The following is a 22,210-nucleotide window of genomic DNA, read 5'->3' on the forward strand; positions in this document are numbered from 1 at the left end:
GGGGGGCCAACAAAGCCAGGAGAAGATTTTGTCGCATGTTCGACCGTTGAAGCGCCTTGGCCTCTGGCCCAAAACGGCGCTGGCCGCCCTGGTCGTGGCTCTGTTTCCCGCCGCTTGCGCAGCCGAACCGCCGGTTCAGCGGGCCGATCTCTCGGTGCAACTGGCCGCTGCGGAGTTACCGCAGCGAAGCAATCCGCCGACCATCGCTTCACCCTACGGCTCCTATCTGGCCGGGCTGGTGGCCAAGCGCGACGGCGATCTGGAATCCGCGGCGGACTATATGTCTCAGGCCCTGCGCTACGACCCCGACAATCCGGCCGTGTTGCTGCCGGCGTTGGAACTGGCGGCGGCCACCGGCCGGCAGGAAGAGTCTGCCGAGCTGGCCGGGCGCGTTCTGGCGATCCAGCCTGAAAACCCCGTTGCCAACCTGATCCTGATGGTCGAGGCGGCGCGCGGCGGCGACTTTCAGCGGGCCGAGGAAATTCTTGCGGCTCAGCCGCTGCGCGGCGTCAGCCAGGTTCTGGTGCCGATGATGCGCGCCTGGGTGAAAACCGCGGAAGGCGATGTCGAAGGCGGTCTGCAGCGTCTTTCGGTCTTGGAAGGGGAGCGCGGGTTTCTGGTTCTCCACGGGCTTCATGCCGCCCTGATCAACGAGGTTGGCGGTCGCGACGCGGTGGCGGCGGCTCAGTACGGCTCTCTGATTGACACATCGAGCCGCCCGACCCTGCGGCTCACCTGGCTGGCCGGCAGCTTCTTCGAGCGAAACGGCGAGCCCGAGCGGGCGCTGGAAATCTACCGCAGTTTCACGGCCAGCAATCCCGGGTCCGACATCCTGACGCCGATGCTGGAAAATGCTGAGAACGGCAGGACCAGCCCGGTGGAGGTGACCGAGGCAACGGATGGTATGGCCGAAGTGCTGTTCCACATCGCCAGCCTGCTCAGTCAGGAGTCGGCGCAGGATGCGGCCCTGGTCCATCTCTATCAGGCTCTGGCATTGCGGCCCGACTTCACGCTGGCGCGGGTGCTGTTGGGTGAAATCCTGCAAAGCCAGGGGCGGGGCCTCGACGCCATCGCCGCCTATCGCGCAATCCCGGAGGACTCGCCCTTCGGCTGGGTGGTGCGCCTGCGCGTGGCCGACGAACTGCAGGCTCTGGAAAAGGTGGACCTGGCGCTGGCGGAACTGGATAACCTGGCGGCGGAACGGCCGGAAAATTTCGAGCCGCTTTTCCGCAAAGGCAACCTTCTGCGCGCCGAAGAACGCTTCGAGGAAGCGGTTGTCGCTTATGACGGCGCGGTCGATCGCTTGTCGGAGATCTTGCCGCGTCATTGGTCGCTGCTTTATTTCCGCGGCATCGCCCTGGAACGCTCCGACCAGTGGGCGCGGGCGGAGGCCGACTTCCTGAATGCCCTCGGCCTGCAGCCGGAGCAGCCCTATGTCATGAACTATCTCGCCTATTCCTGGGTTGAGAAAAGGAAGAACCTAGACGAAGCCGAGGCGATGCTGCTGCGCGCCGTGAAGCTGCGTCCGCGCGACGGTTACATCGTCGACAGCCTCGGCTGGGTCTACTACCGCCTGGGCCGTTTTGAAGAGGCGGTCGAGCAACTTGAGAAGGCGGTTGAACTGCGCCCGCAGGACCCGGTGATCAACGATCACCTGGGTGACGCCTACTGGCGGGTCGACCGCAAGAACGAAGCGCGCTTCCAGTGGAACCGCTCTCTCAGCCTCGATCCGGAAGAAGACCAGATCCCGATCATCGAAAAGAAGATCAAGGAAGGCTTGGACGTTCTGCCGCAAGACATCTAGAAAGATCGCCGGTAGAAAGACCTCCGGAAGCGATTCATCCGGTTTGCCGCGCCGGCTTGCAGAGAACGACGTAAAGATGCCCGATCCGAAGGGAGCGGCCCTGGCGGAGGAAACCGCCTGGGCCAAGATCAACCTCACGCTCCAGATTACCGGCCGCCGCGCAGACGGCTACCACGAACTGATGAGTCTCGTGGTCTTTGCCGATCTCGGCGATACGCTGCAGTTCTCCGAGAGCGACGCTCTGGGGCTCACCATCGACGGCCCTTTCGCCGCCGGGCTGTCTTCAGAAAGAGACAATCTGGTCCTGAAGGCCGTCGAAGCCTTCTCAGCGCTCACCGCCACGCCGCTGACGCCTGCTATCCGGCTGACCAAGAACCTGCCGGTGGCCGCTGGGATCGGGGGCGGTTCGGCCGATGCCGCGGCGGTGCTGCGCGGGCTTTGCACTTTGCAGGGGCTTTCGCCCGGCGAAGGAGCCCTGCAGGATCTTGCCCTCGGTCTGGGCGCCGACGTACCGGTCTGCCTAGCGTCGCGGCCCGCCATCATGTCGGGCATCGGCGAAAGGCTGCAGCCTCTTGCCGGGTTCCCGGCGGGCGCCCTGGTGCTGATCAATCCCGGTCTGCCGCTCTCGACGGCGGCGGTCTTCAAGGCGCGCGCCGCGGCCTTCAGCAAGGCCGAGACCGCGCCGCCGCCGGCGGATTTCGACGGGCTGCTGGATTGGCTGCGGGCCCGGCCCAACGACCTGGAACAGGCGGCCTGCAGCCTAGTGCCGGCGGTACGCGATGTTCTGGCTTTCCTGGCAGCAACGGCGGGTTGCCGCCTGGCGCGGATGTCGGGCAGCGGCGCGACCTGTTTTGCGCTCTACCGGTCGCTCGCGGAGGCCGAAAAGGCTGCCGCGCAGCTTCAGGCCGCTCATGAAAGGTGGTGGGTCAGGGCCGCCGCTCTGCGGACCGCCGCGTAGCTTCAGCCGCCGTAAAGCGCGGCCACGGAGCGCAGCTCTTTCAACAGGGCCGGGCTCGCCTCGCCGTCGACCGGCAGGCCGGCCATTTCCTGATAACTGCGGATGGCGTCGCGGGTCGCCGCGGTCATCTGGCCGCTGCTGGCCCCGGGCCCGAGGTCGAGCTGACGCAGCAGGTCCTGGATCTCCCACAGCTCGGCCACCGTAACGCGGTTGTCGGAGGCGAGGGCGGCCGGAGGCGTATCCTGGATCGGGGCCGTATCCTGGGCCGGGGTGCTGTCGGCTGCGGCAGGGCTTTGGCTCTGTGGCGCCGCTGTGGCGTTTTCGCCGGTCCCTGCAACAGTGCTGGAATCGTTTGCGGCGATGCGCGGTTCTGGCGGCTGCTGGTTGCCGAGCCACCAGGCGAGGCCGGCCACGGCGCAGCCGAAGCCCAGCAGGGCCAGTGGCGGTCGTCGCGAAGGGGTTTTCTCGATCAGCGGGCCGCTGTTCTGCGGCGCGATGGCCGGCTTGGTGACGACCGGCTTGCCGATGGCGGGTTGCTTCTGCGGCGCTTTGTCCTTGGCCGTCTTCGGCTCTGTTGCCTTGCTGTCTTTCGCTTTGGCTGCTTCTGCGGTTTGTTGCCCCGACGCCGCTTTGGTCTTCTCCGGCGTCTTGGTGTCGGCAGCCTTTTTCGGCGTTGTCTTGGTGTCGGCGGCCTTTTCCGTCGGCGCTTTGGCGCCAGATGCTTTCGCCGGATCTTTGCCGCCGGCGGCTGTGGTCTGGGTGTCCGCGGCTGCGCTGGTGAAAGTCAGGCCGTCTGCTTTCGGCGACGTCGCCTGCGGTCCGCTGGCCTTCAAGACCCCGGCGGAGGGGCCGGAGAAGCGCAGGCCGGAGCTCACCGGTTTCGGCGGCGGCGCGGCCACGATCGGCTTGTTGCTGCCGAAGGTGACGGTGGCCGGATCGGGAGCCAAACCTTTGGGGTCCGATTTCGGCGAGCTGCTGACTTTGGGCGCAGGTTCGTTCTTTGCAGGAGAGCTTTTACTCAGGGTATCGCCGGCAAGCGGCTTGTCCTGCCCGGCTTTCCTCCTGGCGGCCGTTTTAGATCCTGACCCTGAGGCGCGCGTCTTCCTCGGCGACCGCTTGGCAGCGGGCGCCTTGCGCGGGCTCGGGTTGGTCTTTTCGGTCTGCTCGCTCATACGCTCTTGCGGACTGTTGATGACCGGCGCCTCTATCCTGTGGCGCCCGGAACCTGATTTCCCAGCCGCCAGGCAGGTCTCTCCAGGTTCCAATAGGACTTTATGAAGCAGCCGTGGTTAACGGAGCCCTAATTCGAAGTCCTTAAAAAACCTCAATTTTTACCGGCCACGGCGTTGTCAAAGGCGGCGGCGGCGGACTATAAGCTGAGAAAGCTTCTGGGGCGCGATGTAACCGAAACATGCCCGGTTCCTCTCAAGAATGGGTTTCCGCCTGGGTCGGCCTGGTTTGCCGGCGCCCCGGGCTTGTGGTTGCCCTGTCTATTCTATCTGCGATTGGGTTGCTCTGGTTCGCCGCTGCGACGCTCAGCATCAATACCTCGACTACGGACATGCTGTCCGAGGATCTGCCCTTTCGCCAGAATAACGTCGCGGTTGATAAGGCCTTTCCACAGCGCGACGACACCCTGATTTTGGTCATCGAAGGCCCGGACAGCCTGGCCAGCGAGGCGGCGGCCCTGCGCCTGGCCGAGGCGCTGCGGAACAAGCCGGAGCGCTTCGAGGATGTTTTTGCGCCGGAAGTGGAACCGTTTTTCCGCCGCAACGGGCTGCTTTTCCTTTCCCAGGACGCTTTGGAGGATCAGGCGGACCGCCTGGCCGCTGCCGCGCCGCTGCTGGCGGCGCTGCAGGAAGATCCCTCGCTGCGCGGATTGCAGGGGCTTCTCCAAGACGCGTTCACCGGGGATGCGTTCACCGGGGACGGGGCCTCTGCCGCCGATCTCGGGTTCCTGCTCGACCGCCTTGCAGCAGTGGCCGAGGCCTTGCCGGCCGAGCGGGGTGCGCGTCTTTCCTGGCCCACTCTGCTCCAGGAAGCCGAGGAGACGATTTCGGAACGCCGCCGCTTTCTGATCGTCAAACCGCGCGTCGACTTCGCCAGCCTGGCCCCCATGGCTGAGGCGGTCGTGGCAGTGGAGGCGGCGGCCGAGGCCCTGGGCCTCGACGAAGCCGCCGGCTACCGCCTGCGGATGACCGGTCAGGCTCTGATGCTGCAGGATGAGCTCTATTCGGTGCGCAGCGGCATCGGTCTGGTCGGCCTGCTTTCGGCTGTGCTGGTGGCCTGTGTGCTCTTCGTCGGCCTCAGGTCCTGGCGCCTGGTGCTGCCGATCCTGGTTACGCTGATCGCCGGGCTCTGCTGGACCGCCGGTTTCGCGGCTTTCGCGGTGGGCCAGTTGAATTTGATCTCGGTGGCCTTCGCGGTGCTTTTCATCGGCCTCAGTGTCGATTTCGGCATCCACTTTGCGCTGCGGTTCCGTGAGGTTCTCGGCAGCTTCGCAGCGGGTCCCGCATCGGCCCGCGAAGCCGCGCAGCAGGCGCTCGCGATGACCGGGCGGCTGATCGGGCGGCCCCTGCTGCTTTGCGGCCTCTCTTCGGCCATCGCTTTCTTCGCCTTCCTGCCGACCGCCTATCGCGGTCTGTCGGAACTTGGCCTGATTGCCGGCGGCGGCATGTTCATCGCCCTCTTTGCGAATCTGACCCTGCTGCCCGCGCTGCTCGCTCTGCTGCCCGGCAGACCCAGCGTTCTCAAACCTGGCCCCGTGGCGGCGCTGGGGGTCTGGATCCATCGCACGGCAGGCCTGCGGGCGCGCTGGCTGCTCGGCCTCGGCGGTCTGCTGGCGCTGGCCTCCTTGCTTGTCCTGCCGCAGGCAAGCTTCGATGACGACCCGCTGAACCTGCGCGATCCCAACTCCCCCTCGGTCGCCACGCTGCTTGACCTGCTGTCGGACGCGCGCCTCCAGCCCTATGAGGCGGAGGTGCTGGCGGATGATCTGGACGCGGCGGTTGCGCTGGCAAAGCGGCTGGAAGCCCTGCCGGAGGTTGCCGCTGCTGTGACCCTGGCCGACTTCGTGCCGCAAGAGCAGGACGGCAAGCTGGCGGTGATCGACGAAATGGTGCTGTTTCTCTCGCCCGTTCTCCTGCCCGCCGCGCCTAAAACCCCGCTGACATCAGCCGAACGGCGGCAGGCCCTGGAAGCTCTGCAAAACACCCTGACCGCCGCCCCGGCCCATCTGGCGGCGCCGGCCGGCAGACTGCTGGCGGCCTTGAGGGCGCTGGACATGAGCAGCGACACCGCGGCGCCGGAGAATCTGGAACGGGCCTGGCTGGCCGGCTTCCCGGCGCAGCTCGACCGCCTTGGTGTCGCACTGGAGGCGGCGCCGGTGGCGCTTGCGGACCTGCCTGCAAATCTGACCGCCCGCTATCTGGCCCCCCCTTACCTAGCTGGCGACGGGCGGGCGTTGATCGAGGTGCAGCCGCGCGACGACCTGCGCGACGCCGCGGCCCGCGCCCGCTTCGTCGATGCGGTTCAGGCCGTGGTGCCGACGGTGTCCGGTCCGCCGGTGACCATCGTCGCCGCCGGCCGGGCGGTGATCGACGCGTTTTTCAAGGCCAGCCTGATCGCCCTTGTCGCCATCGCTCTTCTGCTTCTGGCGGTTTTGCGCTCGCCGCGCGATTGCCTGATGGTTCTGGTGCCCTTGATGCTGGCGGCGGCGATGACGGTGGCCGCCGGTGTCCTGCTCGACCTGCCGTTCAACTTCGCCAATGTGATCGTGCTGCCGCTGCTGCTCGGTCTCGGGGTCGACAGCGGGATCCATACCGTGATGCGGGCCCGCGAACTGCGGAGGGATTCTCCCGGGGCTTCAGGGAAGCCGGAAGCGAACTCCACCCCGCGGGCGATCCTGCTGAGCGCCCTGACCACCCTGGCCTCCTTCGGCTCGTTGGGGCTTTCCAACCATCCCGGCACCGCCAGCATGGGCATGCTGCTGACCCTGGCCATCGTCATCACCCTGTTCTGCATCCTGCTGTTGCTGCCGGCCCTGCTGGCGGCCACCGAAAGGCGATAGCTTGGACTCTGTCGATCGGCGCCGGGAGGGGGAACGGGCCGGAACCGCCTGGCGCGAAGCGCAAACAGGGTAGAACCAAGGGCATTGCAGCCCGCGATCCTTGGCGTTAGATTGCGCCGCGTCCGGCGCCTGAATCTGGGGTGCCGTACGGCGCTGTTGGGGCGTAGCCAAGTGGTAAGGCACCGGTTTTTGGTATCGGCATTCGCAGGTTCGATCCCTGCCGCCCCAGCCAATCCTCTTCAGGGATGCTCATCGTCCGGCAAAGCCTTGACGACCCTCTCCTTGAACTCGATTTCAACGAAGGCAAAGTCGCCCGGGCTGGCGTTGATGACATCGTGCTCGACACCGGCCTCACGAAAATACGATACGCCTGCCGCCAGTTCCGAAAAACTCTCCCGCCCTTCCTTGTCGACGATCTTTAGCCTGCCGTCGGTGAGCGGCACCACGACGTAGTCGAATTCATGGCGGTGAAAGCCGGTCGCCGCGCCGGGTGTGAAACGCCACAAGGTTACCCGGGTACGGGCGTTGTCTTCCTGCTGTTCGCTGACCGCTTTGCTGACTATGTCGGGCCTCCGGGTTTCCGTCATCTAGAACCCAAGGATATCGCTTTGCCGGGCGACGACTAGGGCCAGAGCGGTCGGACTATGGGGCCATCAGGCGCGGGGAGACTTCCGCGGCGCGGGTTTTTCGGTGCGGGCTTTCTTGGTGCGGCGGGCACATCCAGCTTCTCGTGCAGAAACCGCAGCGTGCGGTTCCAGGCCAGGGTGGCGGCGCCGGGGTCGTAGGCCTCCGGCCGGTCGGTCTCGAAGAAGGAGTGGCCGACGTGGTCGTAGATCTCGAAGGAGACATCGCAGCCGATGTTCTTCAGCGCCGCCTCCAGGGCGCGGATCTCCTTCAGCGGCGTCAGCGGATCGGTCATGCCGAAGTGGCCGAGAAAGGCGGCGCGGCTGCGGCGGTATCGGCCGCGCTGCAGGCCGTAGAACACCACCGTCGCGGCGACGTCTTCGGGCATTGCCTCGGCGAGGGCCAGCGCCCAGCGGCAACCCAGCGAGACGCCGAGCGTCGCCATGGGCAGGTCGCCTGTCTCGGGATGGGCCTGCAGGTGTTTCGCCGCCGAAACCAGGAGGCGGCTGGTGGCGCGGTCGTCCAGGGCGTCGCGCAGCCTGCGTGCTTCGATGGCCGTCTGCGCGGTGGCGCCGTCGTAGAAGTCCGGCGCCATGGCGACGAAACCACGCGCCGCCAGGCGTTCGCAGAGCGCGCCGTAAAAGGGTGTCAGGCCCCACCAGGAGTGCAGCACCATCACGCCTGGCCCGCTGCCCGACTTCGGGATCGCGAGGTAGGCGCCCAGTGTCTCCTTCCCGATCATGATCTGGAAGGGGCCGTCGGAAGTCTTTTTCAACGACAGGTCCTCCAGCAGTGCCGGCGCCCGCGCTGATGCCGGGAGCTGTCGAGCTCCCGCTTCCCTCTCAACGCCGCGGCGACGGCGTGGCTCCCCAGACCTGAATCGTGGCCCCGGCGCATTAGGGAATGATGAACGGCTGACGATCCCCGGTTGCGCTGAAAAAACCCATTCTACCCCGCGTCTTCATGGCGGCGAGATTCACTCTTTGCCCTGCTATTGCCCCAAATTAGGCAGGTATTCTAGGCGGCGACGCCGAGGCCGAAGATCGTCGCCGCACCGGCGACGAAGGAGGCGATGCGCAACCATAGCGGGTCGCCGGCGCCGATCAGGGCGCGGCTGATCAGCCAGAGGCCGAGACCGATTTTCACCAGCGCCAGCAGCGCCGGAAAGAGCGCCGTGTCCGGTGCGATGAGCGCCGGGTTGGCGACAAAGGCCAGAGGGACGAGGTAGAGCCCGAGGCCGAGGCGCATGGCCTTGCCGGCGACCGGCACCCAGGGCGTCTGGGCCATGCCGGCGGCGATGAAGACGGTGCCGCAGACCGGCGGCGTGATGGTCGACAAGAGGGCGTACCAGAAGACGAAGAGATGGGCCTGCAGCGCCGGCAGCCCGAGTTCCTGCAGGGCCGGACCGGCGACCGAGATGCAGATCACATAGGCCGCGGTGGTCGGCACCTCCATGCCGAGGATGAGGCAGGCAAGCGCGGTGAGCAGCAGGGCGCCCCAGAGGTGGCCGCCGGAAAGCCCGACGATGACCGAGGTCACCTTCACGCCGAGACCGGTCATGTGCAGAACGCCGATGACGATACCGGCGCAGATGATGATGGCGGCAATGGTGGCGATCTGCCGGGCGGCACTGTTGCAGGCGCCTTCGAAGCGTCCGAGGAAGGCGAGGATGGAGAAGGTCCCGTTGCGGTCGGTGATCAGCAGCGTGGCGGCGGCGAAGATCGCCAGGCCGGCGGCGAACTGCGGGGTGTAGCCGCTGAGGAACAGCACGGCGAGCAGCAGGCCGAAGGGGATGAGGAAGAAGGGCACGGTGGTCAGCAGCGTCCGGCGGTCTGGCAGGTCTTCGCGGGCCATGCCCTTCAGGCCATACCCCCGGGCGAAGCGGTCGACGCCGCACCAGGCGGCCCAGAAGAACAGCAGCGCCGGCAGGATCGCCGCGGCCATGATCGCGGTGTAGGGCAGGCGCAGCAGTTCCACCATGATGAAGGCCCCGGCGCCCATCAGCGGCGGCATGATCTGGCCGCCGCTGGAGGCGACGGCTTCGACCGCGGCGGCGAAGGAGGGCGGATAGCCGAGGCGCTTCATGGTCGGCAGGGTGATGGCGCCGGTCGAGGCGACGTTGGCCGAAGCGGAACCGGAGATCGAGCCGAAGAAGGCGGAGGAGAGAATCGAGACCTTGGCGGCGCCCGCCCTGAACCGCCCGGCCAGGCGGGTCGCCAGGGCCATGAAGCCGGCGCCGCCTTCGCCCGCGCCGACGAAGGCGCCGAGGATGACGAAGACCGCCACCACGTTCACCGAGACCCCGGTCAGCGAGCCCCAGATGCCGCCCTCGGCGATCACCAGGGTGCCGAGGAAGGAATTGACCGGAATGCCGGGATGGCCGAACTCGCCCGGCAGGTGCTGGCCGAAGAGGCCATAGGCCAGGGCGGCGAGGGCGACCAGCGGCAGGGCCAGCTTGATGGCGCGGCGTGCCATTTCCAGCACCACGACGAGAAGAACGATGGCCAGGCCATACTGCAGCGGTCCGCGCAGGCTGCCGTACTGTTCGTCCAGGCTTTCCAGGTTGACGATGATGTAGCTGCAGGCCAGCAGTCCGCCGAGGCAGAGCAGGCGGCCGCTCCACCTGCGCAAAGGGCCGCTTCTCTCCGGGCCGCTTTTCGCCGCCAGGAAAACCCAGGGCAGGGCCAGCATCAGGTGCAGGGGACGGCTGACCAGATTGGGAATCAATCCGGCAAAGATCAGCCAGAGGTGAAAACCGACGGAGACGAGGGCGAGGAGGGAGAAGAAACCGCGCCGGACACCCGTGGCTTCGACACTGTCCGCCACGATCATGGCTCCCGTCCTCGCGCGCTCCCCTCTTGGGCGTTCTGCGCGCCCAATCTGAAGATCACGGCTCTTCGTCTACATCAAGTTGCCGGGTAACCGCAAGCCGCAGCAGCGATCACTGGGCAGGAGGATCATTGGGCGGACACTTTGCCGGTAAGCCCGGCCTCCTGGTAATACCGAATCGCACCGGGGTGCAGCTCTGCGCCCAGGGTGGCGAGCATGTCGCTGTTGACGCCGTTCCACCAGGCATTGGCTTCGCCCATCTGCGCCTTGCCTTCCCAGAAGGTCTTGGTCATCAGGTAGGCAGTGTCGTCATCCATCGCCGTGGTGGTGTAGGCGGCGACGGGCAGTGCGGTGGTGGTGACGTCGTAGTCGACGCCGGGGTAGGTGCCCGCCGGGATCACCAGCCTGGTCCGCTTGGTGGCGGCGAGCTGTTCCTCCGACATCGACAGCAGGCGGATCTCGGTACCCGCCGCGGCCTCCATTACGTTGGGCGCGGGGTAGGAACCGGCGGTGGCGAAGCCGTCGACCTGGCCGTTCTTCAGAGCCGGGACGGCGGAGCCCAGCTCCACGTTCACCAGCTTCACCTGGTCGGTCAGGCCGAAGAGTTCGAAGTTCTTGGCTGCCTCGCGGGCGCCGAAGCTGCCTTTGCCGATGATGAAGTCCTTGCCGGCCAGCCCGGCGAAGTCTTCCACCCCGGCATCGGCGCGCACGACGTAGTGCATGGTGAGGGAGGGGATCGGGAACAGGCTGCGGATTTCCTCGAAGGCTGCGTCCTTGGGCTCGAACATCTTCTGGCCGGCCAGGGCCAGCTTCACCAGGCTCGGCGGTGTGGTGAAGACGTAGTTGCCGCTGCGGTTGGCGGCCTCTTTCACATTCTGGACCGAGCCCTGGCTCTCCTCCACCGTCACGATGATTTCGCCCTGGCTTCCCGCCTTCATCGCCTCGGCGATCTGCACCGCCATCTGATAGTAAGACGAGGTGGACTTGGCGGACTTGTAGGTGACGCGGGTTTCCGCTTCGGCGGCGCCCCCGAAACCGACGGCGGAAAGAACGGTTGCGGCCGCCATTGCGGCGGCCAGGTGTTTGCGGCTCATCTGGGCTGCTCCCCAAGGTGTGTGCTCGACCGCCGTTGCGGCGGTTTTTTCTTGGCGCAGAGCCTGCCGCAAAGGCTCGGGCCGGGCAAGCGCGACAAGGCTGAATTCATATGAAAGAAAATTCTTTCATATGAAATATATTTATACTATGTTCCGGATATGAGACAGAGCGCACAAAGGATCACGGGTGACGATGTCTTGGCGAAGCTGTCGGCCCTGGCCAATCCACAGCGGTTGCGGATCATCGCAACGCTGCAGGCCGGCGGGCGGAACTACGTCAGCCAGTTGGCGCGGGATATCGGAATCAGCCGTCCGCTGCTGAACCTTCACCTGCAGAAGCTCGAAGCGGCCGGTTTGGTTGTCAGCGATTTCGAAGTGTCCGACGACGGCAAGGCGCTGAGGTATTTCTCGGTGGCGGAATTCAGTCTGGTCCTGGATGCCGCAAGGATTGCCGGGCTCGCGGAAACCCTCACGGTCCAATCGACAAAGTCGACATAGCGAAAGGAAGCCGACATGGCGGAGCATTCAGGCACGTTTTTTCTCCTCACCCTTCTGACTCTCGCGACCGTTCTTTCGGTGTTCGGGATGAAGTATTTCTCAGCCGCAAAGCGGGCCCGCCTGCGGGCGGCAGACGACGGCGCCTATCGGGCTCTGGCCGAAAAGACTTCCGCGGCGCAGACTGCCAGCGCCGCTTCCCTGGCCAGTCTCGAAGCCGACCTCTCGGACATGAAAACGCGGCTGGCGGCGGTCGAAAAAGTCCTGCGCGAGGTCGAATGACCAGCGCTGCCAGCCGCGGGTTCAGATGATGGCGTGGCGGACCTTGGCGGAGACCCATTCGCTGACCGCCACCGTCGCCAGGATGACCAGCAGGATCAGCGAGACCTGGGTCCAGGCGAGGCTGGAGATCGAGGAGTTGAGCTGCAGGCCGATGCCGCCGGCGCCGACCAGGCCGAGCACCGTGGACTCACGGATGTTGATGTCCCAGCGGAACACGGCGATCCCGGCGAAGGCGGGCAGGATCTGCGGCACGATGCCATAGGCGAGACGCTGCGGCCCCGTTGCACCGGTCGCGGTGATCGCTTCGACCTGGGTCTCGTCGATCTCCTCGATGGCTTCGTAGAGCAGCTTGGCGCAGAAGCCGATGGAGCGCAGACCGATGGCGATGACGCCGGCGAAGACGCCGGGGCCGATGATCGCCACCAGCATCAGCGCCCAGATCAGCGAATTGATCGAGCGCGAGGAAACGATGACGAAGAGCGCGACCGAGCGCACCACCGGGTGCGGGCTGGTGTTGCGCGCCGCGCAGAAGGCGATGGGAAAGGCCAGCACCAGGGCGATCAGGGTGCCCAGGGTGGCGATGTTGATGGTGTCCCAGACCGGCAGCCAGAGCTCCTCCATATAAGACCACTTGGGCGGAATCATCCGCTCGGCCATGTCGGCGGCCTGGGTGGGGGCGTCGGCGACGAAGAACCAGATCGTCTTTTCGGAAATCAGTTGCCAGGAATAGACGACGATGGCGACGCCGATCAGCCAGGCAAACCAGCGGCCCCACTGCTGGGCGGAGGTGCGGCGTTTCCAGACCGGGCGGCCGTCCTGTTCGATGACCGGCACGCTACTGCACCCAGCGCCGGAGGTAGCCGGAGAGATACTCCAGCACCATGACGATGCCGATGATCACCAGCAGGATCGCCGCCGCCGAATCGAACTCGTAGCGGTCGAAGGCGGTGAGCAGGGTGGCGCCGATGCCGCCGCCGCCGACGATGCCGACCACCGCGGACTCGCGGAAGTTGATGTCGAGGCGGTACATTGAGAGACCGATCATGCGCGGCATCACCTGGGGCTGGACGGCATAGTTGATCCACTGGAACCAGGAAGCGCCCGTCGCTCTGATCGCTTCGGCCTGTTTGGGGTCCATGTTCTCGATGTCCTCGGCCAGCAGCTTGGCGAAGAAGCCGACCGTGGCGATGGAGAGCGCCAGGAAACCGGCGAAGGGACCGAAACCGAAAAGCTTCACCGCGAAGATCGCCAGGATCACCTCGGGGAAGGTGCGCGACACCGCGACGATGGCGCGGCAGAACAGATAGACCGGCATGGGCGCCAGGTTCTTTGCGGCGCCGAGGCCGACGGGCACGGAAAGCGCGATGCCGGCGACGGTGGCGATGACCGTCATCCAGATCGATTCCAGGATGCCGTCGAGGATGGAGTCCCAGCGGGTCACGAAGTCGGGCGGGAAGAAGGCGCTGAGGAAGGCGGCGCCGCGTGGCAGCCCTTCCATAACCCGGCCCCAATTCACCTCCATGGTGCCCAGCGCCAGTGCCAGATAGATCGCCGCGCCCAGCCAGAGGCCGCGGCGCAGCCAGGCCGAGGCGATCAGCGGCGGCTTCTTCCAGCTGCGCGGATAGGTCTGGCTGAGGTCGCTCACCTGCCGGCCCCTGCTTCGGCGGCTTCCGCTTCGGCCGTTCCGCTTTCCTCTTCCTCCTCGACCTTCTCGATGGTGGCTTCCCAGTCCTCTTCGCCGTAGATCGTGGTCAGCACGTTGCTGGTCAGGCCGGTTGGGGCGCCGTCGTAGACGATCTCGCCCAACTGCAGGCCGACGATGCGCTGGCCGAACATCTGGGCCAGCATCACGTCGTGGATGTTGATGATGGCGGCAAGACCGCGTTCGGCGCAGAGTTCGCAGACCAGCCGCATGATCTGGCGCGAGGTCTTCGGGTCCAGGCTGGCGGTCGGTTCGTCGACCAGCAGCAGGTCGGGATTCTGAATGAGCGCGCGGGCGATGCCGACCCGCTGGCGCTGGCCGCCGGAAAGTTCGTCGGCGCGCTTGTCGGCCATGTGCATCAGGCCGACGCGGTCGAGCAGCCGGAAGGCCTCGGCCACGTCGTCGGGTGGAAACTTGCGGAACCAGCTGCGCCAGAAGCCGACGTAGCCGAGGCGGCCGGACAGCACGTTCTCCATCACCGTCAGGCGTTCGACCAGGGCGTATTCCTGAAAGATCATGCCCATGCGGCGGCGCAGGCGGCGCAGCTCCATCGCGCCGACGGCGGCGACGTTCACGTCGTTCAGATAGACGGCGCCAGAGGTCGGCTTCACCAAACGATTGATGCAGCGGATCAGGGTCGACTTGCCGGCCCCCGAAGGGCCGATCAGGGCCAGAACCTGGCCCTTGGGAATCTCGAGATTGACCCCCTTCAGTGCCTGGTCGCCGGTTTTGTAGCGCTTAACCAGATTTTCGAGACGCAGCATCTAACCCCCACCCTGATCTCATACGCGGCCTGATCTCGTTCGCGATATGCCGCGAAGAAGGGGAAGCGGACCCGGATGAGCCCGCTTCCCCATTCGTCATCGGATCACTTGCAGTCGTAGGAGACGCCGTTTGCGGAGTCGATCTTGCGGATCACGTCCCAGTCGGACTTGTGGTGAATCGAAACGAAGCGTGCTTCCTTCTGGAACTCGGCCTGCAGGTCCGAGCCTTCCCAGGGGAAGGAGAAGAAGGCTTCCTTGATCCTGGCGACCACGACTGGATGCAGGTTATGGGCGTGGCCGTAACCGGTGGTCGGGAAAGTCTGCGACTTGTAGACCGTGCGATAGGCATCGGTCTTTACCGCATCGCGGTCGACCATGCGCTTGAGCACCGAGTTTGCCACGGCAGCGGCTTCATAGTCCTTGTTGACGACACCCAGGATCGAGTTGTCGTGCTTGCCGGAGAAGGTGGTCTGGAAATCCTTGTCCGCTTCCATGCCGAACTCGCCCTTGAGGATGGCCGAGGGCGCCTTGAAGCCGGAGTTGGAAGTCGGCGAGGTGAAGGCCAGGGTCCGGCCCTTCAGGTCGCCCGGCGCCTGGATGTCGCTGTCGGCGGGGACGATGATTTCCATCTCGTAGCCGAAGGAGCCGTCGGCCGAAGCCATCATCGCAAAGGGCACAAAGCCGGCGCAGGAAACCGCGACCGGGTTGCCGCCGGTGTTCACGCCGGCGATGTGCAGGCGGCCGGAGCGCATGGCCTCGTACTGCGCGGCGTAGGACTGGACCGGGAAAAAGACGACCTCTTTGCCGGTGACTTCCGCCATGTGCTGGATGAAACCGTCCCAGACCTTGGCATAAACAGCCGGATCTTCGACCGGGGTGTAGGAGAAGATGATGGTATCGGGATCGACCCATTCGTCCGGATTGCTCGGCAGGTCCGCCGTCAGGTTGAAATCGCGGTCGCAATACCGATCATCAAGTGTGCCGCGGTGGCAGTCCTCGGCGGCCTGGACCTGGGGTGCGGCTGCCATCAGGCCCAGGGCCAGAGCGGGCGCCATGACCAAAGATGCTAGGAACCTCATACTTTATCCTCCCTTTGCGCAAACGATCGAAGCTTTGCCGCCCGACGGCGGACTTCGCATTTTTCGTTGTAGTTTTATGAGGGCTAAGCTCTCAGATCGGCGGCGCTCCGCCAAGCAGAAACTGACCTTGGACAGGCCTCTGCGAGGTTGTGTCGGCTTCTCAGTTCCGCCGGCAGTGTCAGCCGTCGACGACGGCCAAGTTGTCGATGAGGCGGACCTGGCCCAGCCAGGCGGCAGCGAAGAGCCGGGCCGGCCGCTCGGCGCGTTCCAGCGGCTGCAGGGTATCGGCGTCGCGCAGTTCCAGATAGTCGACCGGGTCGAAGCCGGCCTCGCCAAGCGCCGCCCGGCCCCAGGCGAGCGCCGGCGGTGCCGGGGTCCGCCCGTCCTTCAGGCGCGCCGCCAATTCGGTCAACACGCGATACATCGCCGTCGCCTGATCACGTTGCGCCGGGGTCAGCAGAAGGTTGCGCGACGACAGCGCCAGACCATCGGCCTCGCGCACCGTCGGCACCGCCTCCATGCGCACCGGGATGTCCAGATCGCGGGCCATGCGCTGCACCACCAGGAACTGCTGATAGTCCTTCTCGCCGAAATAGGCTGCATCAGGCAGGGACTGCAGCAGCAGCTTCGCAACCACCGTGGCCACCCCCTCCATGTGGCCGGGCCGTGCCGCGCCGCAGAGACAATCGGACAGCAGCGGCACCGATACGCGGGTCTGATAGCCCTTGGGATAGATCTCTTCGGCGGCTGGGGCGAAGAGCGCATCGACCCTGTTTTCGGCGAGCTTGGCTGTGTCGCCGGCCTCGTCGCGCGGATAGCTCGAAAGGTCGTCGGGCCGGTTGAACTGCATTGGGTTCACGAAGATCGTGGTGATCACCCGCTCGCAGTCGACCCGGGCCCGGCGCACCAGTTCCAGGTGCCCGTCGTGCAGGGCGCCCATGGTCGGGACAATGGCGATACTCTCCCCGGCGCGGCGCCAGGTGGCGACCTGACTGCGCAGCTCGGCGATCCGGCGCAGTCTGATCAGATCTTTTGCCTCTGCTGTGGTCCCAGGGGTGGTCCCAGGGGTGGTCTGGGGGACTGTCCCAGGGGAGCTCATGATCTCGTTCCTTCCGCTGCGGCATCTGCGAGGTGGGAATTCTGCGGGAATCCGGTGCTCAATCAATGATTTTTTTGCAATGCAGCATTGGAGCGACGACAGCAACCCGCCCGGCGGTGCGATGCCAATCTTGCCGCTTGCCCTCGGCGGCAAAGGCCCCGATATGAAGACCGGCAGGTGCCATTAGGCATTGGAAAGGGTGAATGACGGCATTGCACAGTCGCTCTGCGCGGGGGCGCCCGGCCATGGCGCGGCGGTCGATGTCCAAGGCACTGCTTTGGGCCTTCGGCCGTCACCGCAAGGTGGAGTCCGTGCGGCTGGGGCGGGTTTTGAAGGACCAGGGCCAGGGATCTTTCGGCTGGTCGATCCTGCTGTTTGCCGTGGTCAACCTGCTGCCGCTACCGCTTGGCTCCAACGTGGTGACCGCCATTCCCCTGTTGTTGCTGACCGGCCAGATGGCCCTGGGATTTCCCCACGTGCGCCTGCCCCGCTTCATCAACCGGCAGCGTGTGCCGCGGCGCGGCTTCCAGCGCGTCGTCATGCGTCTGCGGCCCCTGCTGCGCCCGGTCGAAAAAGTCATCCGTCCGCGCCACCCGCAGTTCTTCACGACCAAGGCGGAACGGGTGATCGGTACCCTTTTGTTCGTCGTCTCGGCGGCGCTTTTCCTGCCGATCCCTTTCAGCGGCCTGCTCTCGGCCTCCGCCCTGCTGGTCGCGGCCATGGGCCTCATCGAGCGCGACGGCGTGGTCACCCTGATCGGCCTCGCGATGGGGGCCTTCGCGATCACCGTGACCGCCATCGCGGCGACGGTCATCGTCATGGGCGCGCAGAGTTTCATCTGAGCGGACTGAAACAAAAAAGCCCCCTCACCCCGACCCTCTCCCACAAGGGGAGAGGGGAAACAGAAAAGAGCTGCGGGTGATGAAAGACAACCCTCTCCCCTTGTGGGAGAGGGAGGGGCCCGCGCAGCGGGAGGGTGAGGGGGCATTGTTTGGTTACGACCCGCTCACTCGACCGCTTCGATATCCAGGTACTTCACGCCTTCGGGGGTCTGGACCTCGACGCCGTCGCCGGCGGCCTTGCCCATCAGGGCGCGGGCCACGGGTGAGCCGATGGAGATTTCGCCGCGCGTCATGTCGGCTTCGTCATAGCCGACGATGCGCACCTTGTGGCTGCGGTCGTCTTCGTCGATGTAGGTGACGGTGGAACCGAAGCGCACCTTGCCGCTGGCGGCCTGCTGTTCGGGCCGTACGACCACCGCGTTTTCCAGGCGGCGGCCGAGCCAGGAGGAGCGTCGGTCGATCTGGCGCAGGCGCTGCTTGTTGTAGATGTAGTCGCCGTTCTCGCTGCGGTCGCCGTTACCGGCGGCCCAGGAGACGATCTCACAGACCTTGCGGCGTTCGGCCTGAAGCTCCTTCAGTTCCCCCTGGAAACGGCCGAGGCCTTCGGGGGTGATGAGATTGCGGATGTCTTCAGCCATACCGACCCGGCCAAGCCGTCTTCCCTCAGTTCGACGTCGACAATAGTCAAGTCGCCAGCGCTTTTCTTACCTTTCCTGTCCGCGGTCCGCAACGTTGCGAGGTTCAACGACAGCCGCCCAGGGGAATGCCCTCCAGTGGGCAGCATTGAATATCGGTCGGCGGAAAGACCGTTGCGATCAGGCCGCCTCCGCGCGGCCTTTCATAGCTTGTCGCCCCCAAAATCACCGATACATCCCCGTCGTCGGACCGCAGCGGCAGCATCAGACGCTCAACGCGCGAAGACTGTTGGCCGTCCGCCAACAGCACCACGCCTTCGGCGCGGATCAGTTGGTTGCGATCCAGGACCGCTTCCCAGCGCGGCCGGAACATGTCAAGCGACTCCGGGCTGAAGAGTGACGCAGTATCGCTACCGCGCCCTACGCCGCCGTGCATCTCGGCGATGCTCTGACCGGCCAGGCGATATCGGTAGTGACCGTCCGCGTGGCGTTCCATCAGCCAGACCATGTTCAGACTGTCCTGGAACTTGGTCGGATCAACGGAACTGCGATCGGGAACCGCATCTTTCTGCCGTAGCGCCAGCCAGTGCCGAACCATTTGTTCGAAGCGGGGATCGGCGAATGCAGCGATAAACTGATGGAGGTTCAGCTCGTTCCACAAGCCGTCGTCGCCCTGCATTGTGCCGCAGCTCCCAATTCAATCCACGATGGAAAACTAGGATTGCGGCTGTTAACAGCGCGTTAATCGCCGGCACATCGAAACTGCGAGCCCGTCGTTGTGGAAAGCGTTGCGCAGGAAAGCCGAGCGTCTACTCCGCGGCGGCGGGTGCGGCCAGGGGAACGCGTCCGACCAGCACTTCATCGCCGGGTTGCGGATGCTGCGGCACGTTCAGCGCGCAGAGCAGGGAGCAGGCGGCCAGGCCCGCACCGAAAAGGAAAACCGCGGCCGGAGAAATCAGCCAGAGGAAGCCGAAGGCCGCCGGCAGGAAGACCGCCGCGATGTGGTTGATGGTGAAGCTGACCCCGGCGGTGGAGGCGATGTCGGCGGGGTCGGCGATCTTCTGGAAATAGGTCTTGATGGCGATGGCCAGCGCGAAGAACAGGTGATCGACGATGTAGAGCCCGGCGGCGAGGGTGGCGTCCTCGACGAAAGCGTAGGCGGTGAAGACGCCGATCAGGCCGATGTATTCGAGGATCAGGGCCCGGCGCTCGCCGATGCGCCCGATCAGGCGGCCGATCTTCGGCGCCAGCCAGACGTTGATGGCCGCGTTCACCAGGAACAGCAGCGCGATGGCGCCGACGTCGTAGCCGAACTTCTCGACCATCAGGAAGCCGGCGAAGACGATGAAGATCTGCCGCCGCGCGCCGGACAGGAAGGTCAGGGTGTAGTACAGCCAATAGCGTTTGCGCAGAACCAGGTGCTTGTGCTGCTCGACCTTCTGCGGGAAGGCCGGGAAGCCCAGCCAGGCAACCAGGGCGAACAACGCCGTGGCCCCGCCGCCGATGGCGTAGATCCAGAAATAGTCCAGCGCCAGAATATCGCTGGTCAGCCAGATCAGGCCGTAGACCACGATGGCGGTGAAGGAGCCGACGGAGATGATGCGGCCCAGGGTCTCAGGCGCTTTCTTCTTGTCGATCCATTGCAGAGAGAGGGAGACCTGCAGCGTCTCGTAGTAGTGATAGCCGATCGACATGATGACGGTGGTGATGTAGAGCCCGATCACCGTGGGAAAGGCGCCGGTGATTGCCGTGCCGAGGCCGAGCAGCAGCAGCGAGACGTAGGCGAGGCGCTGTTCGCGGATCAGCAGCAGCAGGAAGACCACGCCGAAGGCGAGGAAGCCGGGCACTTCGCGCAGGGACTGTAGGATGCCGATCTCGGCGCCGGTAAAGGCGGCCCGCTCGATGGCGAAGTTGTTCAACAGCGCTTGCCAGGTGGCAAAGCTGAGCGGCACCGAGGCGGCCATCAGCAGCAGCAGGGTTTCGGGACGGCGCCAGCCTGCCAGGCGCGTTTTCAAGAATTCGGTCATGGGATTCATTTCTAGGCTGTGCGTTGATGCCTGTCTTGCTGTAGAATGACAGTCAATGACGCAAAACAGACAAATCGACAGCGAGGAAACCTGGGTCCGCCGCCCGACCGACCCGCCGATCAATCATCCCGGCGATCTGGAGGACCGGGCCCGGCCCATCGTTCCCCTGGCGCGGGACTACGCCGGTCCCAGCCGCCGCGACTGGCATCGTCACCGGCGTGGACAGTTGCTCTACGCCTCCGCCGGGGTCATGACCGTGGAGACGGCGATGGGCATCTGGGTGGTGGCGCCTGAGCAGGCGGTCTGGATACCGCCCGGCGTGGACCACCAGGTTTCCCACGCCCAGGCCATCGCCATGCGCACCCTCTACATCGACCCGGAGGTGGCCGAATCCCTTCCGCGCGACTGCTGCGTGGTGGCGGTGCCTGCCCTGCTGCGCGAACTGATCCTGCGTTCCGTCGAAGTCGGCCTGGACTATACGCCGGAAGGACCGGGCGCGCGGATCATGGCGGTTATCCTGGATGAGCTCTGCGCGCTTCGGCCCGAACCCCTCCATCTGCCCCAGCCGCGCGACCCGCGGCTGCTGAAAGTCACCCAGGCGATGATCGACGATCCCGCCGAAGGCCGGCCCCTGGCCGATTGGGCGCGTGACGCCGGGGCCAGCGAGCGCACCCTGGCGCGGCTTTTCGTGAAGCAGACCGGCCTCACCTTCGGGGAATGGCGCGAACGCCTGCGCCTGGTGACCGCCGTTGCCCGTCTCGCCGAAGGCGCCGCCGTCACTGCTGTCGCCCTGGACCTCGGCTACCAGAGCCCCTCCGCTTTCATCGCCATGTTCCGCCGCAGTCTCGGCGAAACACCCGGAAGGTATCTGCGCCGGCGCACGGAGGATGGGTAGGGACGGAGAACCAAAAAGGTCCCCTCACCCCGACCCTCTCCCACGGAGGGGAGAGGGGGACAACAAAAGAGGGTCGCGTTGTTTTCCCTCTCCCCTCCGTGGGAGAGGGAGGGGCCCGCGAAGCGGGAGGGTGAGGGGCTTTTTGGTTTTTCGTCCCTACTTTTTCGCGAAGAAGAAGTTGATCAGTTTCACCAGGACGAAGAGGAAGGCAGCAGTCAGGGCCAGTGCAAGGAGGCCGTAGAGGATCAGCTCCCAGGTCCCAAGATCCTCGAAGATCGTCGATTCCGGGTCGATGTAAGGGCGCGCCCAGGCCGGCCCGGCGACACCGAGCGCCAGCAGGGAGAGCAGGCCGGAGAGTAATCTGGCGTATTGCAAGGCAGCGGGTCCTTCGTCTCGGTCTTGGCGGCGTAGGGAGCCCTTCCGGGATCGCTGGCGGTTAGTCTGCGCAATCGTCGGCGCGGTTCAATCCGGTGACGATCTATGAATCTAGAGGCTGGTCGTAGCCCGCGAACTGCGGCAGGCCGTCGGTGAGTTCGTAGTAGTCGCCCTTTTCATCGACGAAGATGTGTTTGGTCACCGTGACGCCGCCGGTTTCCTCCAGGCTGCCGAGGTTGATGCTGACTGCGTCGCCGCCGTCGTCCCAGAAGAGCACCGAACCGCATTCACGGCAGAAGCCGCGCTTTGCAAAATCGGAGGAACGGTACCAGGCGAGGCCGCGATCCTCCGTCAGCACGAAGTCGGCACGCGGGGCATCGCTGGCCACGGCATAGTGTCCGCTCTGGCGGCGGCAGAGGCTGCAGTGGCAGGCATGGGCGTCGCTGAGGCGCCCCTTGATCTCGAAGCGCACGGCACCGCAAAGGCAGCCACCGGTCAGTGTCATCTTTGATCTCCTTGTCGCAGAGGGCTCGGGGCGAAGAACCGGGGGTACGGGCCTCTTGTTAGCACAGGCAGAATGGCATATGTGGTCGCGCAAACGGCACGGATCAACGGTCTGGCCGCTCCATCGTTTTGC

General features: G+C 65.4%; 22 protein-coding genes and 1 tRNA gene. 8 read left to right on the forward strand and 15 right to left on the reverse strand.

Annotated elements, in window-relative coordinates:
• Positions 1-28 precede the first annotated feature (28 nt).
• Complete coding sequence (locus ACP146_RS02215; RefSeq protein WP_422365134.1) at positions 29-1,804, forward strand: tetratricopeptide repeat protein; 1,776 nt, start codon at positions 29-31, stop codon at positions 1,802-1,804.
• 76 nt (positions 1,805-1,880) lie between these two features.
• A complete protein-coding gene (locus ACP146_RS02220) occupies positions 1,881-2,762 on the forward strand; it encodes a 4-(cytidine 5'-diphospho)-2-C-methyl-D-erythritol kinase (RefSeq protein WP_422365135.1) in 882 nt (293 codons plus the stop codon).
• 2 nt (positions 2,763-2,764) lie between these two features.
• Here ACP146_RS02220 and ACP146_RS02225 read toward each other — a convergent pair whose 3' ends face one another.
• Complete coding sequence (locus tag ACP146_RS02225) at positions 2,765-3,709, reverse strand: peptidoglycan-binding protein (protein ID WP_422365136.1); 945 nt, start codon at positions 3,707-3,709, stop codon at positions 2,765-2,767.
• A gap of 464 nt (positions 3,710-4,173) precedes the next feature.
• Between ACP146_RS02225 and ACP146_RS02230 the strand changes: the two genes are divergently transcribed.
• Positions 4,174-6,831 carry an MMPL family transporter gene (locus tag ACP146_RS02230; protein WP_422365137.1) on the forward strand — a complete coding sequence of 886 codons (2,658 nt, stop codon included), beginning with the start codon at positions 4,174-4,176 and terminating at the stop codon, positions 6,829-6,831.
• A 157-nt stretch (positions 6,832-6,988) separates the two neighbouring features.
• Positions 6,989-7,063 (forward strand) — tRNA-Gln (locus ACP146_RS02235).
• Between the two features lie 7 nt (positions 7,064-7,070).
• Here the strand turns inward: ACP146_RS02235 and ACP146_RS02240 are convergent.
• The 4 genes from ACP146_RS02240 to ACP146_RS02255 form a co-directional block, all read right to left on the reverse strand.
• Positions 7,071-7,418: a cupin domain-containing protein gene (locus tag ACP146_RS02240; RefSeq protein ID WP_422365138.1), complete on the reverse strand. Its 348-nt coding sequence runs from the start codon at positions 7,416-7,418 to the stop codon at positions 7,071-7,073.
• A 35-nt stretch (positions 7,419-7,453) separates the two neighbouring features.
• Positions 7,454-8,230 (reverse strand): dienelactone hydrolase family protein, encoded by a 777-nt coding sequence (locus ACP146_RS02245; protein ID WP_422365139.1) that lies wholly within the window; start codon positions 8,228-8,230, stop codon positions 7,454-7,456.
• Between the two features lie 242 nt (positions 8,231-8,472).
• Positions 8,473-10,281 carry a TRAP transporter permease gene (locus tag ACP146_RS02250; RefSeq protein WP_422365140.1) on the reverse strand — a complete coding sequence of 603 codons (1,809 nt, stop codon included), beginning with the start codon at positions 10,279-10,281 and terminating at the stop codon, positions 8,473-8,475.
• A 131-nt stretch (positions 10,282-10,412) separates the two neighbouring features.
• Entirely contained in the window at positions 10,413-11,378 is a 966-nt protein-coding gene (locus ACP146_RS02255; protein WP_422365141.1) for a TAXI family TRAP transporter solute-binding subunit, read from the reverse strand.
• Positions 11,379-11,537: 159 nt separating this feature from the next.
• Between ACP146_RS02255 and ACP146_RS02260 the strand changes: the two genes are divergently transcribed.
• Both ACP146_RS02260 and ACP146_RS02265 read left to right on the forward strand, forming a co-directional pair.
• The gene (locus ACP146_RS02260) at positions 11,538-11,876 is read left to right on the forward strand and encodes an ArsR/SmtB family transcription factor (protein ID WP_422365142.1); all 339 of its coding nucleotides are present in this window, start codon (positions 11,538-11,540) and stop codon (positions 11,874-11,876) included.
• Between the two features lie 15 nt (positions 11,877-11,891).
• A complete protein-coding gene (locus ACP146_RS02265; protein WP_422365143.1) occupies positions 11,892-12,155 on the forward strand; it encodes a hypothetical protein in 264 nt (87 codons plus the stop codon).
• Between the two features lie 21 nt (positions 12,156-12,176).
• Here the strand turns inward: ACP146_RS02265 and phnE (ACP146_RS02270) are convergent, their stop codons facing one another.
• The 5 genes from phnE (ACP146_RS02270) to panC all read right to left on the reverse strand — a co-directional run bounded on the left by phnE (ACP146_RS02270) (position 12,177) and on the right by panC (position 16,799).
• A complete protein-coding gene (gene phnE, locus ACP146_RS02270) occupies positions 12,177-12,989 on the reverse strand; it encodes a phosphonate ABC transporter, permease protein PhnE (protein WP_422365144.1) in 813 nt (270 codons plus the stop codon).
• Position 12,990: 1 nt separating this feature from the next.
• Positions 12,991-13,800, reverse strand: coding sequence for a phosphonate ABC transporter, permease protein PhnE (gene phnE, locus ACP146_RS02275; RefSeq protein WP_422365145.1), 810 nt, complete (start codon positions 13,798-13,800; stop codon positions 12,991-12,993).
• A complete protein-coding gene (gene phnC / locus ACP146_RS02280) occupies positions 13,797-14,621 on the reverse strand; it encodes a phosphonate ABC transporter ATP-binding protein (protein WP_422365146.1) in 825 nt (274 codons plus the stop codon). Before phnC ends, phnE (ACP146_RS02275) begins: the two co-directional genes overlap by 4 nt.
• A 104-nt stretch (positions 14,622-14,725) precedes the next feature.
• Positions 14,726-15,700: a phosphate/phosphite/phosphonate ABC transporter substrate-binding protein gene (gene phnD, locus ACP146_RS02285; RefSeq protein WP_422365147.1), complete on the reverse strand. Its 975-nt coding sequence runs from the start codon at positions 15,698-15,700 to the stop codon at positions 14,726-14,728.
• 178 nt (positions 15,701-15,878) lie between these two features.
• Positions 15,879-16,799 (reverse strand): pantoate--beta-alanine ligase, encoded by a 921-nt coding sequence (panC, locus tag ACP146_RS02290; RefSeq protein WP_422365148.1) that lies wholly within the window; start codon positions 16,797-16,799, stop codon positions 15,879-15,881.
• Positions 16,800-17,002: 203 nt separating this feature from the next.
• Here panC and ACP146_RS02295 point away from each other — a divergent pair, with 203 nt between their 5' ends.
• Positions 17,003-17,641, forward strand: a complete 639-nt coding sequence (locus ACP146_RS02295; protein ID WP_422365149.1) for an exopolysaccharide biosynthesis protein — start codon at positions 17,003-17,005, stop codon at positions 17,639-17,641.
• Between the two features lie 164 nt (positions 17,642-17,805).
• On the opposite strand, the gene greB is transcribed toward ACP146_RS02295, so the two are convergent.
• From greB to ACP146_RS02310, 3 genes are all read right to left on the reverse strand, one after another.
• Entirely contained in the window at positions 17,806-18,279 is a 474-nt protein-coding gene (gene greB / locus ACP146_RS02300; protein ID WP_422365150.1) for a transcription elongation factor GreB, read from the reverse strand.
• Positions 18,280-18,382: 103 nt separating this feature from the next.
• Entirely contained in the window at positions 18,383-18,955 is a 573-nt protein-coding gene (locus ACP146_RS02305) for a PAS domain-containing protein (RefSeq protein WP_422365151.1), read from the reverse strand.
• 130 nt (positions 18,956-19,085) lie between these two features.
• Positions 19,086-20,303, reverse strand: coding sequence for an MFS transporter (locus ACP146_RS02310; RefSeq protein WP_422365152.1), 1,218 nt, complete (start codon positions 20,301-20,303; stop codon positions 19,086-19,088).
• A 55-nt stretch (positions 20,304-20,358) separates the two neighbouring features.
• Here ACP146_RS02310 and ACP146_RS02315 point away from each other — a divergent pair, with 55 nt between their 5' ends.
• Complete coding sequence (locus tag ACP146_RS02315) at positions 20,359-21,198, forward strand: AraC family transcriptional regulator (RefSeq protein WP_422365153.1); 840 nt, start codon at positions 20,359-20,361, stop codon at positions 21,196-21,198.
• Positions 21,199-21,354: 156 nt separating this feature from the next.
• Here ACP146_RS02315 and ACP146_RS02320 read toward each other — a convergent pair whose 3' ends face one another.
• On the reverse strand, positions 21,355-21,573 hold the full coding sequence (locus tag ACP146_RS02320) for a hypothetical protein (protein WP_422365154.1): 219 nt from the start codon (positions 21,571-21,573) through the stop codon (positions 21,355-21,357).
• Between the two features lie 103 nt (positions 21,574-21,676).
• Positions 21,677-22,078, reverse strand: a complete 402-nt coding sequence (locus tag ACP146_RS02325; RefSeq protein WP_422365155.1) for a GFA family protein — start codon at positions 22,076-22,078, stop codon at positions 21,677-21,679.
• Positions 22,079-22,210: the final 132 nt, after the last annotated feature.

Origin of the sequence: Pelagibius sp. (assembly GCF_965249265.1) — a bacterium.
Taxonomy (GTDB): Bacteria; Pseudomonadota; Alphaproteobacteria; order Kiloniellales; family Kiloniellaceae; genus Pelagibius.